We start from the raw sequence: 16629 nt of genomic DNA, 5'->3' as shown, positions 1-16629 counted from the left end.
GCCAGGCCATAGCCGGACTTGGCCTCGAGCGTGGTGACGCCCTCGGCGATCAGGGCGTCGAGGCGCGGCAGGGCCTGGGCGACCAGCTCATCCTGGCTGGCGGCGCGGGTCGCGGCCATGGTCGAGACGATGCCGCCCCCGGCCCGGGCGATCTCTTCGTAGGACGCGCCGGCCAGGCGGAGCTCGAACTCCGCGGCCCGGTCGCCGCCATGGACGATGTGGGTATGGCCGTCGATCAGGCCCGGGGTGATCCAGCGGCCTTCGCAGTCGATGACCTGGGCCGCGTCCAGGGCCGGGGCGGTATCGGCCTCTCCCGCATAGACGATCCGCCCGCCCCGCGCCGCGATCAGCCCGCGTTCGACGACGCCCAGGCCCGGCCGGTCGGCGGCCAGGGTGGCGAGGCGGGCGTTTCGCCAGAGGCGGTCGCAGCGCACGGAGGACTCCCTTCGAGGTTCGTGCGCCGGAGACTTGGCCAAGGCGACAATAATGTCTAGACATAATTGCCATCGGCGATGAAGGATGCGCCCATGACCGAGCTCACCCCGACCTCCCTGTGGTTCGAGACCGCCCTGCTGGGCGAGGCCTGGGCCGACCGCGTGCGCCTGACCCTGGCGGGCGGACGGATCACGGCGATCACGGTTGGCGTCGAGCCAGCCGCTGGCGATGAAGTCCACGCCATCGCCCTTCCGGGCCTGGCCAATGTCCACAGCCACGCCTTCCAGCGCGGCATGGCGGGCCTGACCGAATATCGCGGCGGCGACGGGGATGATTTCTGGAGCTGGCGGGCGCTGATGTACCGCTTCCTGGACCGCCTGAACCCCGACGATGTCGAGGCCATCGCCGCCCAGGCCTATGTCGAGATGCTGCAGGCCGGCTTCACCCGGGTCGGCGAATTCCACTATCTGCACCATGACCCGGAAGGCCTGCCCTATGCCGACCTGGGGGAGATGGCCGGCCGTATCGCGGCGGCGGCGGCCGAGACCGGGATCGGCCTGACCCTGCTGCCGGTCCACTACGCCCAGGGCGGATTCGGCGGCGCGGCGGCGGTTCCAGGGCAGCGACGGTTCCTCAATGATATCGACCGGTTCGCGGCGCTTCATGAGCGCAGCCGCGAGGTGATCGCCGCCCTGCCCGACGCCAATCTGGGCGTAGCGCCGCATAGCCTGCGGGCCGTGACCCCGGACGACCTTCGCCGGGTCCTGGCCCTGTCGCCGGAAGGCCCCCGGCACATCCACGCCGCCGAACAGGTCAAGGAGGTCGCAGACTGCCTGGCCTGGTCGGGACGTCGTCCCGTCCAGTGGCTGCTGGACGAGATCGGCCTCGACCCCCGCTGGTGCCTGATCCACGCCACCCATCTGGACGCGGCGGAGACCCAGGGCCTGGCGGCCAGCGGCGCGGTCGCGGGTCTGTGCCCCATCACCGAGGCCAATCTCGGCGACGGGGTGTTCCCGGCCCTGGCCTATCTGGACGCCGGCGGGGCCATCGCGCTTGGCACCGACTCCAACATCCAGATCGACGCGGCCCAGGAGCTCAGGCTGGTGGAATACGCCCAGCGCCTGACCCGGCGCGGCCGCAATGTGCTGGGGGCCGATCGGCCCTCGACCGGCGCGCGTCTGTTCCTGGGCGCCCAGGCCGGTGGCGCCCAGGCGCTTGCACAGTCACCCGCCGGCCTGGCGGTGGGCGCCACGGCGGATATCGTATCCCTGGCCGCCGAACACCCCTCTATGATCGGCCGGCGCGGCGACGCCCTGCTGGACAGCTGGATCTTCGCGGGCGGCGCGGTGGATCATGTGTGGCGGCGGGGGACGCGGGTGGTGAAGGGCGGACGGCATCGACGGGCGAAGGATGTCGAGACCCGCTATCGGCGCGCCGTGACCCGGCTGCTGGCGTCTTGACGCTCCGCGCGCCTGGCCTGGAGCGGCGAATTCGCGCCGAGCTGGAGGCTCGCATTCGCTCCGGCGAATGGCCGCCCGGTCATCGCATTCCGACCGAGGCCGCCCTGATGGCGGAATATGGCTGTGCGCGGATGACGGTGCACAAGGCGATCACCGCGCTCGCCGCCTCCGGCCTCGTGACCCGCAACAAGCGGGCCGGCACCCTGGTCGCCCGGCCCCACGTGGTCACCGCCGTGCTGGAGATCCCCGACATCGGGGCCCTGATCGCCGCGCGGGGCGAGACCTACGCCTTCACCCTGCTGGCCCGGGAAGTCCGCGCGCCTGCGACGGACGACCCCGGCGAGGCCGCCCTGGCGGCGCCGGACCAGGTGCTGGCGGTCTGCGGCCTGCACATGGCGGCCGGCGAGCCTTTCGGCCTGGAGACGCGGATCATCAGCCTGGCCTCGACGCCCGACGCCGAGACCCAGGATTTCACCCACGAGGCGCCCGGCGCCTGGCTGTTGCGTCACGTGCCCTGGACCGAGGCGCGCCACCGGATCACCGCCGTCGCCGCCGACGCTGGCCAGGCCCGCCGCCTGGGCCTGGCGCGCGGCGCGGCCTGCCTGCAGGTGGAACGCTGGACCTGGCGGGCCGGGGCCGGCGTCACCTTCGCGCGCCAGCTGTTCCCAGGCGACCGCTATGACCTGGTCGCGGAGTTCGGCCCCGGCCGTTGACAGGCTGGAAGGCGCGCGCCAAAGGAAAACCATGGCTCACGCCCTGCCCCTCGCCCGACAACAGCAACGCCGCATCTCGGCGGCGTCGGCGCGCGCGCAGAACCTCGGCTGACATCCGTCCGCTCAGGCTGAGCCGCCCACCCCGCCCGGCCGGCGGGGTTTTTCATGTCGCTGTCCGGGCCTGATCCCCACAGAGAGCCCACCATGACCAAGCACTATCTCGATGACGACGCCGTCGCCCGTATCGGCCTAGGCCTGCTCGACCGAACCCTGCCCAAGGCGGAATGGACCCATGCGGCCCACTTCGCCGCCGCCCTGTGGCTGCTGCGCTCCCGGCCGGACCTGCCCTTGGCCGAGCGGATGGCCGAGATCATCCGCGCCTATAATGAGGCGACGGACACGCCGAACACCGACAGCGGCGGCTATCATGAGACCATCACCCGAGCCTCGATGACGGCGGCCATATCGGTGCTAAGCCACCAGCCGGCGGCCAGGCCGCTGCACGAGGTGGTCGATGTGCTGATGGCGACGGAGCTGGGTCGCTCGGACTGGCCCCTGGCCTATTGGTCCAAGGCGACCCTGTTCTCGGTCGAGGCGCGCCGCGCCTGGGTCGGGCCGGACCTGCAGCCCCTGCCGCAGCGCTTTTGAGCGCGGCGACCGGGGCGCGTGGTCCCGAAATCGGCCTTAGGCGGCGACCTTGCGGGCGCCCTGGACCTGATAGCGATCCATGGCGACGCGCAGGACATTGAGGTCGCTTTCCAGCTGGTCTCGGCGGCGATCAAGCGCCTCGACGATCCGGGCGTTGCGGGCTTCGCCGTCCTCCAGGGTCAGGACGCCCTCGATCTCTTCCAGGCCGAGGCCCGCGCGACGCAGTTCGGCGATGGCGCGCAGCCGCTCCCGGGCCGGCATGTCGTAAAGGCGGCGGTTGAACATGTCGCGCCCGCTCTCGACCAGGCCACGCTCCTCATAGAAGCGGATCGCGCGCGGCGTCAGACCAAACAGTTCGGACAGCTGAGTGATGGTGGCCATGGACCGGGTCGTCGCCATTTCGAGGTCTCCCAACGGTGGACAGGCCCGGATGCGTGGCCTGCGAAGCTGCAAAACACCTTACGCACCGGCGCCGGCGAAAGTTGAGCAATTTCCTCGTGCCATTGGGTCGGAAATGGGCCAAGCTGTGAACGATCACTCCCCGTTTCTTGTAAAACTGCAAAAATGCGAAACTGATGGCGGACAAACTTTTCGTCGGACCCAAGGCGCGCAGGCTGCGCCAGGAGCGGGGCTGGACCCTGGAGACGGCCAGCGGCCTGCTGGGCCTGTCGATCAGCTATCTCTCCCAGATCGAGGCCAATCAGCGACCGGTCTCGGCCCGCGTGCTGCTGGCCATGATGAAGACCTTCGAGGTCGACGCCGGCGCCCTCGACGCCGATGACGACCAGCGGCTGATCGCCGATCTGCGCGAGGCCACCGCCGGGCTGAACGATCCGTCCGGCGCCCTGTCCTTCCCCGAGATCAAGCATGTGGCCTCGACAGCGCCGGCCTTCGCTCACCGGTTCCTCGAACTGCACCGCGCCTATGCCCGGCTGGAGGATCGCCTGCGCCAGGCCGACGCCGCCGTGGCCGTGGACGAGACCGCCGCCGCCAGCTCGCTGCTGCCCTATGAAGAGGTCCGCGACTTCTTCCACTACAAGAACAACTATCTGCATGAGCTGGACCTGGCGGCCGAAGCCCTGTCGGCGCGCATGGGCCTGGGGAGCGACGCGCCGCTGGAGGCCTTGCTCGAGGCCCATCTGCGCGGCGCCATGAATCAGAGCGTCCTGCGCGACGGGGCTGGCGACCTGATGCGCCGCTATGACGCAGAGAGCCGCACCCTGACCTTGGGCGCCACCCAGCCGGTCGCCACGCGGGCCTTTCAGATGGCCTTCCACATCGTCTCGGCCGAACTGGGCGACCTGATCGAGGCGGAGCTCGCGGCCTCGGGCCTGCATGGCGACGCCGCCCGCGATGTCTGCCGGGTGGGTCTGCGCAACTATGCGGCCGGGGCCCTGGTCCTGCCCTATCGCCAGTTCGCCGCGGCCGCGCGGGAGCTTCGCCACGATGTCGAGCGGCTGGCCCGCCGGTTCCAGTCCAGCCTGGAGCAGGTCTGCCACCGGCTCTCGACCCTGCAACGGCCCGGGGCGCGGGGCGTGCCGTTCTATTTCGTGCGCCTGGACCATGCCGGGAACATCACCAAACGCCATAGCGCCACGCGTTTCCAGTTCGCCCGGTTCGGCGGCGCCTGCCCGTTGTGGAATGTCCATGACGCCATCGGCCACCCTGATCGGTTCCTGGTGCAGGTGGCCGAGATGCCGGACGGCGTGCGCTATCTGTGCGTCGCCCGCAGTGTGGTGAAGCGCTCAGGCTCGTTCCTGGAACCGGACCGGCGATACGTGCTGGGCTTCGGCTGCGAGCTGCAATACGCCGACGCCCTGGTCTATTCAGAGGGGGTCGACCTCAAGGGCCGACCGGCCCGCATCGGCATTTCCTGTCGCATCTGCGAGCGCACCGACTGCGCACAGCGGGCCTTCCCACCGGTCGATCGGCCAATCTGGGTGCCGGCCGAGGAGCGCAGCGTGGTGCCCTATCGGATCACCGAACCGCCGGGTTAGGCGGCGTCGTTACCCATTTTGGGCATATCGACACGCGCCCCGCGATCGCATGATCATTAGACAAAGGTTCAACGGGAGGGGCGAAATCATGCGGGAGAGCAGCGGCCGCCCCCTCTATCGGCCGGTGATGCATTGCCTGGTCAGCCAGACTTTCGACTTTCTGCGCACGATGAAGGCCATTGTCGGCCCCGAGCCGACCGACGCCATCCTGATTGCTGGGCTGGGCTGGCTGACGGGCGCGCGAACCACTTTTCCCCAACCCGACGAGACCGAGGACCAGGCCGAGCAGCTGTTGGCCATCCGGCGACCCGAGCCGGTCGATAGCCTGGCGTTCCACGTGGGTCTGCCCGAGGCGGTCGCCGCGCGCCGGCTCTCCGAACTTGAGGCGCGGGGCATGGTCCTGCGGTCGGGCGGTGGCTATCTGGCGGCGCCCGCCCTGCTGCGCGGCCCCGCGATGGAGCGAATCCACCGGGAGGTCTTCGTGGAGGTCGCCGCCTTCCTTGAGGATCTCGCCGCCCTGGGCGTGCAACTCCCGATGGACCATGTCGCTGCCCATGAGACGCGACGCCGGGTGGTGCGGCTCTATATGCGCCACTTCCTGGACAGCGGGATTCCAGAGTTCCTGCGGCGACTGGGCTGGGAACCGCGCAAGGCGGTGATCTTCGTCGGCGTCTGCGACGCGAACTATGACGCCCTGCGCGCTTCGTCGGACCTGACCCAGGCGCTGATGCACGGTTCGGGCGTGCTGCCCGACGACTTGCGGCGGCCCGTGTCGCGGACCGCCCTGGCCCGCAGGCTGGAGCTGCCCCGGGAAGCCACAACCAAAATCGTCGATGAACTGCTGGCCGAGGGTTGGCTGGAGGCGCGGGGGCGCGGCGGGTTGATCGCCCCGGCTGATGTTCTGACCGGCGAACAGGTCGGCGCCATAGCCCTGCGCGGCTGGGAGGCCACCGTGGCCTTCGTGCAGGCGCTTCACCAGGTTGGCATGCCTATGCCCCGAAGCGTTCGCGCCCGGCGCTCCAGCGGCGTGCACACCATCCCAAGCCTGCTCTAACCCAGCTTCCGCAATTCGAAGAGCGCGATCTCTCCGGCTCTCAGAATGGGCAGGGGCAGTCCCAGTTGGGCGACCAGGCGGCCCGTGGTGCGAACGGTCTCGCCACGCACCAGGGCCGGGATCGGACGGCCGAGGCGGGCCGCGCGCGGATTCAGCAGGGTGACCTCATAGCTGGCCTCGGCCTCCAGGCCTGAAAGCCTCAAGGGCGCGAAGGCCCCGTGCGGCGGGGTCTCCAACTGGGCGAAGCTGACCAGGGCGCCCTGCCCGTCCGCGACCATCACCGCGACGGCGCCGGGGTCCGGATAGTCCTGGCGGGTCGTGCGGCCGGCATGCAGCAGCGGACGCAGGCGCTTGTGCAGGACGATGGCCTTGGCCAGGCGTCCGCGGTCGGCGTCGGAGAATTCCCTGACATCGGCCTCGATCCCCATGTGACCGATCAGGGCGGTATAGGCCCGCAGCATCAGGCTGGTGCGCCTGGCCGTGGTGTGGCTGGCGGCGGGGCCGACATGGGCGCCCATCACCTCGGGCGGGAAGAAGATCGAGAAGCCGCGCTGTATCGACTGGCGCTCGATCGGATCGTTGCAATCAGAGGTCCAGACCCGGTCGGTGCGCCTGAGGATCTCGTAATCCGCGCGGCCGCCTCCCGAGGCGCAGGACTCGATCTCGACGTCGGGGTGCAAAGCCCGCAGCCGGTCGATGAGCGCATAGACCGCCTGGGTCTGGGCGTGACTGGCCGGGCGCCCGCGGCTGGCCGGATGGGTCAGGTCGCGATTCATGTCCCACTTCAAATAGCTGATGGGATGGGCGGCCAGCAGCGCCTCGATCTGGGCGAAGATGTTGTCGGCCACTTCCGGCCGGGTCAGGTCCAGCACGTACTGGCCCCGTCCGACAGGCTGGTCGCGCCCCTCGACATGCAAGATCCAGTCGGGATGGGCGCGGACCAGGTCGGAGTCCAGATTGGCCATCTCCGGCTCGACCCACAGGCCGAACTCCAGGCCCAGGCCGACGACATGGTCGATCAGGGGCGTGAGGCCATCGGGAAATTTCAGTGGATCGACGGTCCAGTCGCCCAGGCTGGTGGTGTCATCGTTGCGACCCTTGAACCAGCCGTCATCCAGGATGAAGCGCTCAGCGCCCACGGACGCCGCCAGCTCGGCCAGGGCCTTCAGCTGGTCGAGATCATGGTCGAAATAGACCGCCTCCCAGGTGTTGAAATGCACCGGCCGCGTCTTGCCCTTCAGCCGCCCGTCGAGCACCTGATCACGGACGAAGGGATGAAAGCGGTCCGAAAGCCCGTTCAGGCCTTCTCCCCGCGCCGCATAGAGGATCGGGGTCTCGTAGGTCGCGCCAGGCGCCAGGACCATCTCGCCGGGCAGGAACAGTTCGCCCGCCTGCATCTGCACCCGACCGTCGCGCAGGCGCTCGGCCAGCATCCGCGCATCGCCGCTCCAGGCCAGGTGCGCGCCGGTCACCTCCCCCGCCGTCTCGCTGAAGCCCGGCGCGCCGGCGACCATGAAGGGCGGGGCATGGTGGGAGGTCCGGCCCGTGCGGTTGTCCTTCATCACCAGGCCGGTGCGGATCTGCTGGCGAACGGTCTGGAATTCGCGGGCCCAGCGCCCCTCGAACAGCATCAGCTCGACCTCCGCGAACGGCAGGGCGCAGGGGCTCATCCAGTCCAGCGACAGGGCGTCGGCGCCGGTGTTGGTGAGCACCGCGTGGAAGGCGGCGACCCCGGTGGCCGGATCGAGCTTGATGCTCAGCCGAACCGCCAGGCCGGCCAGGGGATCGGTCAGGTCGATCTCGATCTCGCCCGGCGACGCCACATAGCCCGCCGCCCGCATCTGGGTGACGAAGCCGCCGCCGGCGCGGTGGGCGATCAGGGCGGGGTGGCCGGTGAAGCCGACGCCGGCCTCCGGAAACAGGTCCAGGGCCTCGCCGCCATCCAGCATGCCGCCCTGGGGCAGGGTCATCTCAGCCATGGCGACCACCGCATCGTCGGCGATGTCGGCGGGCAGGGCCGGCCCCCAATAGGCGAGCTTTGGCCGCCCGCCATCCAGCCAGATCAAGAGGGTCTGTCCGCCGCCGTCGAGCCTGAGCATTCGCGTCGTTCTCCGCCTGGAGATGGTGATGCCGCGATGCGCCCGCCGGCTCAAGCGGCGAACGCTTCAATCGCCCGCTGGCGACATCCCGGGCGCGCTGCGGCCATAGGGCGCATTGGCGGGAGTGGCGGCGCTAAGACTTCCGGTCCTAAACCTGGGTCTCGCCCGCGCGCCGCCGCACCTCGGAATCAGTACCCACATGTCCGCCTCTTCAGCCGCCGAACTTGAGCGTCTCCAGGCTCTTCGGGAGCTTGATCTGCTGGACACCGAGGCGGAGCCCCTGTTCGATCGGCTGACCGAGCTGGCGGCCCTGACCTTCGACACCCCGATCTCGCTGATCACCCTGGTGGATTCGGACCGCCAGTGGTTCAAATCCCGCCACGGGATCGATATCGCCGAGACGCCGCGCGAGATCGCCTTCTGCCATCACGCGATCCAGTCCGACGAGGTCATGGTGGTGCCGAACGCCACCGAGGACGCACGGTTCCGCGAGAATCCCCTGGTCACCCACCAGCCCAATATCCGCTTCTACGCCGGCGCCCCGCTGCGCACCCCGGCAGGCTTCGGCATCGGCACGCTCTGCGTCATTGATGATCGGCCGCGCCCGGACTTCAGCGCCGAGGACGCGGCGAAGCTGCGCAGCTTCGCCGAAAGCGTCACCCAGGCGCTGCTGCTGCGCAAACGCGCCCGCGAGAGCGAACGGCTGGCCCAGCTGGCCGACGAGCGCCTGCATCTGCTCACCCTGGCCGAGGAACTGGCCGGGGTCGGCGCCTGGTCCTGGGACGCCGCCGCCCGGCGCGCCTTCTGGTCCGACGAGGTCTATCGGATTTATGGCCAGGACCCGACGCGGGACGCACCCGCCTTCGCCGAGGTCGCGAAACACTATCATCCGGACGACATCGAAGCGGTGCGCGGCGCCTTGAACCAGGCCCTGGAGACCGGCGCGGCCTATCGGATCGAGGCGCGCTATCTGCATCCGATCCGGGGCTGCCGCCAGGTGGTGGTCCAGGGCGCGGTGCGTCGGGATTCAGGCGGCCTGGTCACCGGCGTCTACGGCACGGTCCAGGATGTGACGGCCCTGCGGCTGGCGGACTCGGTCATTCGCGCCAGTGAGGCGCGCGCGCGCCTGCTGGCCGAACACACCACCGACCTGATCGTCAGGACGAAGCCCGACGCGACCATCATCGAGGTCTCGTCCGCCATCCGGAACTATGGCTATGAGCCTGAGGATCTGGTCGGCCTCAACGCCCTGGCCCTCGCGCACGCCGACGACATTCCGGCCGGCTTGGCGGCCCAGGCCAACAATATGAGCGGCGAGCCGATCGACCGGACCCTGTCGCGCGAATATCGGTTGAAGCGGAGGGACGGCGGCCATGTCTGGGTCGAGGGCAATCCGACCCTGATCGCCGACGCCACCGGCGCGGTGGTCGAGATCATCAGCATCTATCGCGACATCACCGAGCGGAAGGAGATGGAGCTGCGGCTGGCGGCCAGTGAGGCGCGCTATCGCCTGCTGGCGGAAAACGCCACCGACGTCATCGCCTGCTACGCCCCCGGCGGCGTGCTGACCTATGTCTCTCCGGCCGCCAACACGGTGATCGGCTTCAGTCCCGAGGAGATGGTCGGCGCGAACGTCATCGACTTCATGCATCCCGACGATGTCGCGCCGATCTCAGCGCAGTTCGCGGACTATCTGGCGGCCGGACCGGGGGCCCCCTCGCCCCGCTACGAATATCGCAGTCGCCACCGGGACGGCGACTGGGTCTGGCTGGAGGCTCACCCCCGCGCCATCTACGACGCCCAGGGCCAGGTGGTGGAATTCCAGGACGTGGTCCGCGACATCTCCGAGCGCAAGGCCCTGGAGACCGACATCGCCAAGGCCCGCGATGTCGCGGTCGCCGCCACCGAGGTGAAGTCCCAGTTCCTGGCCAATATGAGCCACGAGATCCGCACCCCGCTGACGGCAGTCATTGGCTATTCGAACCTGTTGCTCAAGCGCACCGACCTGGCGCCCCAGGCCGCGACCCAGATCGAGCGGGTGTCGGCCGCCGGCCAGGCCCTGCTGGCCATCGTCAATGACGTGCTCGACTTCTCGAAGCTGGAAGCCGGCCAGTTCAAGGTGGTTCCCCAGCCCTGCTCGCCCGCCCAGCTGATGTCTGACGCGCTGGCCCTGTTCGCCCCCCAGGCCGAGGCCAAGGGGCTGAACCTGGTGCTGGCGCTCGATCCCGGCCTGCCAGACCAGGTGTCGATAGATCCCGACCGGGTGCGCCAGATCCTGCTGAACCTGATCGGCAATGCGGTGAAGTTCACCGATGCCGGATCCGTGCGCCTGGTCGCCCGCCATGACCCTGCCGCCGGCGCCCTGGTGGTCGCGGTCGAGGACACCGGCGCGGGGCTGACCGAAGCCCAGCGCGACAGCCTGTTCCAACGCTTCTCCCAGGTCGACCTGTCCGCAGCCCGCCGCCACGGCGGCACGGGCCTGGGGCTGGCGATCTGCAAGGGCCTGGTCGAGGCCATGGGCGGAGAGATCGGGGTGCATAGCCAGCCGGGCGACGGGTCGGTGTTCCACTTCTCCATCGCCGCGCCGGTGGTCGCGCCGGCCGCTGTCCAGACCTCCGACGCCACGGACGCGGGACCGCCCTTTGTGGGACTGCGGGTGCTGGTGGTCGACGACAACGCGATCAACCGCAGTCTGGCCCGGGCCGTGCTGGAGGAGCTTGGCGGCGAGGTCACCGAGGCCGAGGACGGCGCCGCAGCCATCGCTGCGGCCGCCGTCTCAGCGGTCGATGTCATACTGATGGACCTGCGCATGCCCGGTCTGAACGGTCATGACGCCATGAAGGCCATCCGGGCGGGCGCCGGCCCCAATCACCAGACCCCGATCCTGGCCTTCACCGCCGACGCCGATCTTGGCTGGCTGGGCGAGACCCATGGCTTCGACGGTGTGGCGCGCAAGCCGATCGACACCCTGGCCCTGGCCGAGGCGATCTTCACCGCCCTGAACGCCGGCGCCGAGGACGAGCGCATGGCCTCCTGAGGTCAGCCCTGCGCGCCGCGCAGCAGCTGGCCGGGGGTCTCTCCGGTCCACTGGCCGCCCTCGAAGGTCACGGCCCCCGACTTCACGGTCCAGCGATAGCCGCGCGCGGTCTGCAACAGACGCGTGCCGCCGGCCGGCAGATCCTGGACGATCTTCGGCGGGCTGAGCTGCAGCTCATCCAGCGAGATCACATTGAGATCGGCCAGATAGCCCGGCTTCACCACGCCCCGGTCGTTCCAGCCGACGTGGGCGGCGTTGCGCTGGGTATAGCCATGAACCAGAGCCTCCAGCGGCGTCTTCAGGCCCGACTTCGAGCCCTTGGACCACAGGCCGATGGTGGTGGTCGGGAAGCTGCCGTCGCAGATGGTGCCACAGTGGGCCCCGCCGTCCGATAGGCCATAGAGGGTGTGGGCGCCGCTCATCATGCCGAACACGTCGTCCAGATTGCCCCGGGCGTAGTTGATCAGCGGCATGTAGATCAGCCGGTGACCGCCCTCCTCCAGCAACACGTCATAGGCGTAGTCGGCGGGCTCGCGGCCAGCGCGGGCGGCCTCGGCGGCCAGGGAGGCGCTCTCCACCGGCTCGTAGTCGACGGGGTCGCTCATCCGGAACATGCGGTTGAAACCCTGGACGATCACCGCCGCCATGCCCGGCGGGTGGATGTGGGCGTGCTCGGCCAGGATCTTGGCCTTCACCGCCGGATCCGCCAGCCGGACCAGGCGTTGCTCGGTCGAGGCGTCGCGGGCGCAGTCGCGATAGGTGGGCGTGATGAAGAACGGATTGGTGGTCGAGGCGAAGGTCAGGATCACCCCGATCGGACGCGGCGCCACCTGGGCGCGGACGTCCAGGCCCTCGGCGGTCATGGCCTCGATCTCACCGAAGATGTGGCGCCAGCGGTCCGGCGCGTCATCGGTCTGTTGGACCGTGAAGGACAGCTTGCGGCCGGTGGTCCGCGCCACCTGGCGGATCAGCTCCAGCTCGGCCTGGGCGAAGTCGTCATCGGCGGTGAGATAGGCGTCGGAGATCAGCTGCACCACGCCCTTGCCGGCCCGCTTCAGGGCGGCGGTGATCCCCAGCAGCTCAGCCGCCGAGGCCGAGAGCGTGCCGATATTGGCGCCGTCGCGGCTGCGGTGGACATAGGTGCGCGAGGTGGAGAAGCCGAGCGCGCCGGCCTCCAGGGCCTCGAAGGTCAGCGCTTCCATGCGGTCGATCTCGCCCTGGCTGGGGACCGCCGTGTGGTCGCCGCCGGCGTCGCCCATCACGAAGGCGCGCAGCGCCGCGTGGGGAATGTGCGCGCCGATGTCCATGGTGTAGCGCCGCTTGGCCAGCGCGTTCAGATAGTCCGGGAAGCTTTCCCAGTCCCAGGTCAGGCCCTCAGCCAGAGCCGTGCCGGGAATATCCTCGACCCCCTCCAGCAGGTTGATCAGCCAGTCGTGCTTCTCCACCCGGGCCGGGGCGAAGCCGACGCCGCAATTGCCCATGGCGGTGGAGGTGACGCCGTTGATCGAGGACGGGGCGAGCACGCTGTCCCAGGAGACCTGGCCGTCATAGTGGGTGTGGATGTCGACGAAGCCCGGGGTCACCACGGCGCCCTCGGCGTCCAGTGTCCGCCTGGCCGGTCCGGAGACCTCGCCGACCTCGACGATCACGCCGTCGCGCACCGCCACGTCGCCGCGAAACTGGGCCGCGCCTGTGCCATCGACGATCACGCCGTTCTTGAGGATCAGGTCATGCATGGCAGGGGTTCCATCTAGGCCAGGGCCGCGATCAGGCGCAGCCGTTCGATGATGCGGGCGGGTTGAGAGGGGGCGTCGGGGATTTCGAACATGGCGGCGGCCACGATGCGGCGCAGCGGCCCCTCGGCCTCCACGGGTACGGCGACGCCGAGCACGCCGGGATTCACATGCCCCTTGTCCAGGGCCGCGCCCGTCTGGCGGGCGGTCGCCACCTCGGCCAGCCAGTCGGCGTAGCGGGGCGGCTGGGTCCAGGGCACGGCGGCGAACAGGCGCAGGCGCTCCGCGTCGGGCAGATCCAGGCGGCCGGCCACCAGCCGGCCCATGGCGCCCAGGAACATCGGCAGGCGGCGGCCCACGGTGAAGGCGATGCGCATGACCGCAGAGGATTCGGCCACGGCGGTCAGCTCGACCTCCTCGCCCACCACCGTCCACAGGGCGACCGTCGCGCCGAGCTCGTGGGCCGTGGCGTCCATCAGCCGGAGCAGCCGCCGGCCGGGATCGTCCCGATCGGCCACCGGCGCGGCGAGGTCGGCCAGGCCGCGCGCCAGGGCGTAGCGCTTGCTGGCCCGGTCGAAGCTGACCAGGCCCTCATAGTCCAGGGTGCGCAGGATATTGAGCGCCGTGGAGCTGTTCAGGCCCAGGGACCGGGTGATGTCCGACAGTCGCAAGGGTTCCGCCGAGCCGCCCAGGCAGCGCAGGATCGACACCGCCGCCGTCACCGCCCCCACCGGCTTGGCCGGGGGCTCAGGCCTCAGCACATGCAGGCTGGCGGAGGCCATCAGGCGGGCAGCTTCAGCAGTTCGGCGGTCTGCGCGCTCGTCGCCACCGGCCGGCCGCAGGCCCGGGCGATCTCGGCCACCTCCTGCACAAGCTCGACATTGGACGGGGTTCGCGGGCCGGCATAGTCCTCCAGCCCGACCCGCACATGGCCGCCGCGCTCGATGGCCATCCGGGCGAGGCCGGTCTCGGTGACGCAGCCGCCGAAGATGGTCACCGCCCAAGGCAGGTCGCAGCCTTCCATCATCTCCAGATAGGCCTCGAGCGCCTTCTCGGTGGGCGGCAGGCCAAAGGTGACGTTGCTCTCCTGGCCGTCGAGCATGTTGTAGGCGCCGCCGAAATAGAACTTCACGAAGGCCCCGGCCGGCAGCTTGCCGGCTCGGTGATAGGCCAGCGTCGCGCGCAGGAAGCCGGGTTCATAGATGGCGATCGACGGGCCCAGCTGCTCGGCCGCCAGCAGGTCGTTCAGCCAGGCGATGTCCTTGTAGCTGGTCTGGTAGACGAAGGAGGTCTTGCCCGGCAGGCCGTCCTCGCCATGGTTGGCCAGATTGACCGAGCCGGGATCGAGCGCGCCCATCCGCATGCCCCGCCGGGCCAGGGTGCGGTAGTGGCCGAAGCGGTCCTCCGGGCTCTTTCCCCCCGCCACGGTGGCGTAGAGGATGGCGTCGGGCCGGGCCTGCAGCACCGGGGCCCAGCCGGCCCAATAGGCCTCGCTCGCCACATCGCCGGTCTCGCCATAGCCGTCGATATGGCTGTGGACCACGCCGGCCCCCGCCTCCAGGCAGGCGAGCGCATCGGCTGTGATCTCGGCGGGGCTCTTGGGGGTGTGTGGCTGGCGCGACTTGGGCGTGGCGCCGTTCAGGGCCGCCTCGATCATCAGCGGGGTCATTCGGCGGCCAGGGCCTGGGGCGCGGGCTGGAAGCCGCGGATCAGCTGGCCCGGCAGCGCGCCGGTGGGCTGGCCCTCGCGATAGATCACCTGGCCCGACTTGATGGTGGCGACATAGCCGTCGGCCTCCTGCATCAGGCGGCGCGCCCCGGTCGGCAGGTCATAGACCATGTAGGGGGGCTTCAGCCGCAACCGGTCGAAGTCGATGATGTTGATGTCAGCCAGATAGCCCGGGGCCAGCACGCCACGGTCCTCGAGCCCCACGGCGCGGGCGGTGTCGAGGGTCTGGCTGCGGATCACCTCGGCCAGCTCGAACTTCGCCCCCCGGGTCCGGTCGCGGCACCAGTGGGTGAGCATATAGGTCGGCAGGCTGACATCGCAGATCGCCCCCACATGGGCCCCGCCGTCCGACAGGCCCGACAGGGTGTTGGGATTGGCCAGCATGGTGCGCACATTGTCGAGGCTGCCCTCTACATAGTTGTGCATGGGGAAATAGAGGAAGGCCCGCCCTTCGTCCGCCACCAGGGCGTCATAGATCAGCTCGTCCGGGTTTACGCCGAGCGCCTTGGCGCGCCGTCCGAGGCTTTCGCTGGGATCGGGCTCATAGTTCGGCGGGTCGCCCAGCTCGAACATCTTGTGGTGGGCGCCGGCCAGGGAATTGATGAAGGGGTGATCCTTGAGGGGCGCCTCGGCGATCAGCCGCGCCCGGAAATCCGGGTCGCGCATGGCCGCGACCTTGCCGGCCAGGGGCAGGTCCTTGATCGCCTGATAGGACGGCCGCGAGATGAACGGGTGGGCCGAGCCCTGCAGGCCCAGCATCAGCCCCACGGGTCGGCCGGCGACCTGGGCCTTCATCGGCAGTCCGTCATCCGCCGCCTGGTCGAGGCGCTCCATCAGGTGACGCCACTGGTCGGGCACGACATCGGCCTGGACCATCGAGAAGCTGAGCGGCTGGCCGGAGACCACCATCATCTCACGCAGCAACGCAAATTCTTCGTCCATCTCACGGAAATCACTGACGATCTGCAGGACACCCGAGCCGGCGTCGGCCAACCCTTGCGCGATCGCGATCATTTCGTCGCGGGCCGCGCCGATGGTGGGTGTCAGGTCGCCATCCGCCGTGCGGTGGACCATGGTGCGGGTGGTGGAGAAGCCCAGCGCCCCGGCCGAGATCGCCTCGGCGGTCAGCCTACGCATGGTGGCGTTCTCTTCCGCCGTGGCGGGATCGCGGTTGGCGCCGCGCTCGCCCATCACATAGACCCGCAAGGCCCCATGCGGCACCTGGACGGCGACATCGATGTCATGGGGCAGCCGCTCGACCGCCTTCATATAGTCGTCGAAGCTCTCCCAGTCCCAGGACAGACCCTCATGCAGGGCGGCGCCGGGGATGTCCTCGACCCCCTCCATCAGCCGGATCAGGGTGTCGTGGTCCTGAGGACGGACCGGGGCGAAGCCGACGCCGCAATTGCCGGCGACCACCGTGGTGGCGCCCAGGGTCGACGACGGCGTCATCCGCGAGTCCCAGGTGATCTGGCCGTCATAGTGGGTGTGGATGTCGACCCAGCCCGGGGTGACCATCTTGCCCGCTGCGTCGATCTCCTCGTCGCCCTTGAGGGCCAGGTCCGGCCCGACGGCGACCACGCGGCCGTCCTGCACCGCGACGTCGGCGACCACCGGCGCGGCCCCGGTTCCGTCGAACACCAGCCCACCGCGCACGACCAGATCAACCATGGCCCGTCTCCAACCCTGAAGCGTTTTTCGTTGGCGGCGAAGATGGCGCCGGCG

General features: G+C 69.7%; 12 protein-coding genes and 1 pseudogene. 6 read left to right on the top strand and 7 right to left on the bottom strand.

Translation table 11 applies throughout. The annotated features are described in order from the left end of the window. Positions 1-434, bottom strand: a pseudogene (locus Q7P21_RS05515) (imidazolonepropionase); the annotation flags it as partial. Positions 435-527: 93 nt separating this feature from the next. On the opposite strand from Q7P21_RS05515, the gene Q7P21_RS05510 reads away from it, so the two are divergent. From Q7P21_RS05510 to Q7P21_RS05500, 3 genes are all read left to right on the top strand, one after another. Then, entirely contained in the window at positions 528-1895 is a 1368-nt protein-coding gene (locus Q7P21_RS05510; protein ID WP_368670075.1) for a formimidoylglutamate deiminase, read from the top strand. After that, entirely contained in the window at positions 1892-2608 is a 717-nt protein-coding gene (gene hutC, locus Q7P21_RS05505) for a histidine utilization repressor (protein WP_304166165.1), read from the top strand. The genes Q7P21_RS05510 and hutC overlap by 4 nt, the downstream gene beginning before the upstream one ends. Before the next feature lie 204 nt (positions 2609-2812). After that, the gene (locus Q7P21_RS05500; protein WP_304166167.1) at positions 2813-3256 is read left to right on the top strand and encodes a hypothetical protein; all 444 of its coding nucleotides are present in this window, start codon (positions 2813-2815) and stop codon (positions 3254-3256) included. 36 nt (positions 3257-3292) lie between these two features. Here Q7P21_RS05500 and Q7P21_RS05495 read toward each other — a convergent pair whose 3' ends face one another. Continuing rightward, positions 3293-3655: a MerR family transcriptional regulator gene (locus tag Q7P21_RS05495; RefSeq protein ID WP_304166169.1), complete on the bottom strand. Its 363-nt coding sequence runs from the start codon at positions 3653-3655 to the stop codon at positions 3293-3295. Positions 3656-3831: 176 nt separating this feature from the next. Between Q7P21_RS05495 and Q7P21_RS05490 the strand changes: the two genes are divergently transcribed. Continuing rightward, a complete protein-coding gene (locus Q7P21_RS05490; RefSeq protein ID WP_304166172.1) occupies positions 3832-5253 on the top strand; it encodes a short-chain fatty acyl-CoA regulator family protein in 1422 nt (473 codons plus the stop codon). Positions 5254-5341: 88 nt separating this feature from the next. After that, the gene (locus Q7P21_RS05485; RefSeq protein ID WP_304166174.1) at positions 5342-6307 is read left to right on the top strand and encodes a hypothetical protein; all 966 of its coding nucleotides are present in this window, start codon (positions 5342-5344) and stop codon (positions 6305-6307) included. Here Q7P21_RS05485 and Q7P21_RS05480 read toward each other — a convergent pair. Beyond that, complete coding sequence (locus Q7P21_RS05480) at positions 6304-8406, bottom strand: alpha-galactosidase (protein ID WP_304176126.1); 2103 nt, start codon at positions 8404-8406, stop codon at positions 6304-6306. The genes Q7P21_RS05485 and Q7P21_RS05480 overlap by 4 nt on opposite strands. A gap of 199 nt (positions 8407-8605) precedes the next feature. On the opposite strand from Q7P21_RS05480, the gene Q7P21_RS05475 reads away from it, so the two are divergent. Continuing rightward, complete coding sequence (locus tag Q7P21_RS05475; RefSeq protein ID WP_304176124.1) at positions 8606-11443, top strand: PAS domain S-box protein; 2838 nt, start codon at positions 8606-8608, stop codon at positions 11441-11443. Between the two features lie 2 nt (positions 11444-11445). Here the strand turns inward: Q7P21_RS05475 and Q7P21_RS05470 are convergent, their stop codons facing one another. From Q7P21_RS05470 to Q7P21_RS05455, 4 genes are read right to left on the bottom strand one after another with little or no spacing between them, the layout of a single operon-like run. Continuing rightward, positions 11446-13179 (bottom strand): amidohydrolase family protein, encoded by a 1734-nt coding sequence (locus Q7P21_RS05470; RefSeq protein ID WP_304176122.1) that lies wholly within the window; start codon positions 13177-13179, stop codon positions 11446-11448. 14 nt (positions 13180-13193) lie between these two features. Next, positions 13194-13958 (bottom strand): IclR family transcriptional regulator, encoded by a 765-nt coding sequence (locus tag Q7P21_RS05465; protein ID WP_304167854.1) that lies wholly within the window; start codon positions 13956-13958, stop codon positions 13194-13196. Beyond that, entirely contained in the window at positions 13958-14845 is an 888-nt protein-coding gene (locus tag Q7P21_RS05460) for a 3-keto-5-aminohexanoate cleavage protein (protein WP_304167857.1), read from the bottom strand. The genes Q7P21_RS05465 and Q7P21_RS05460 overlap by 1 nt, the downstream gene beginning before the upstream one ends. Then, positions 14842-16575, bottom strand: coding sequence for an amidohydrolase family protein (locus tag Q7P21_RS05455; protein ID WP_304167861.1), 1734 nt, complete (start codon positions 16573-16575; stop codon positions 14842-14844). The genes Q7P21_RS05460 and Q7P21_RS05455 overlap by 4 nt, the downstream gene beginning before the upstream one ends. Between the last annotated feature and the right edge of the window lie 54 nt (positions 16576-16629).

Source organism: Phenylobacterium aquaticum, from assembly GCF_947378715.1.
GTDB lineage: Bacteria > Pseudomonadota > Alphaproteobacteria > Caulobacterales > Caulobacteraceae > Phenylobacterium > Phenylobacterium aquaticum_A.
This window is presented reverse-complemented; position numbering and strand designations above follow the sequence as displayed.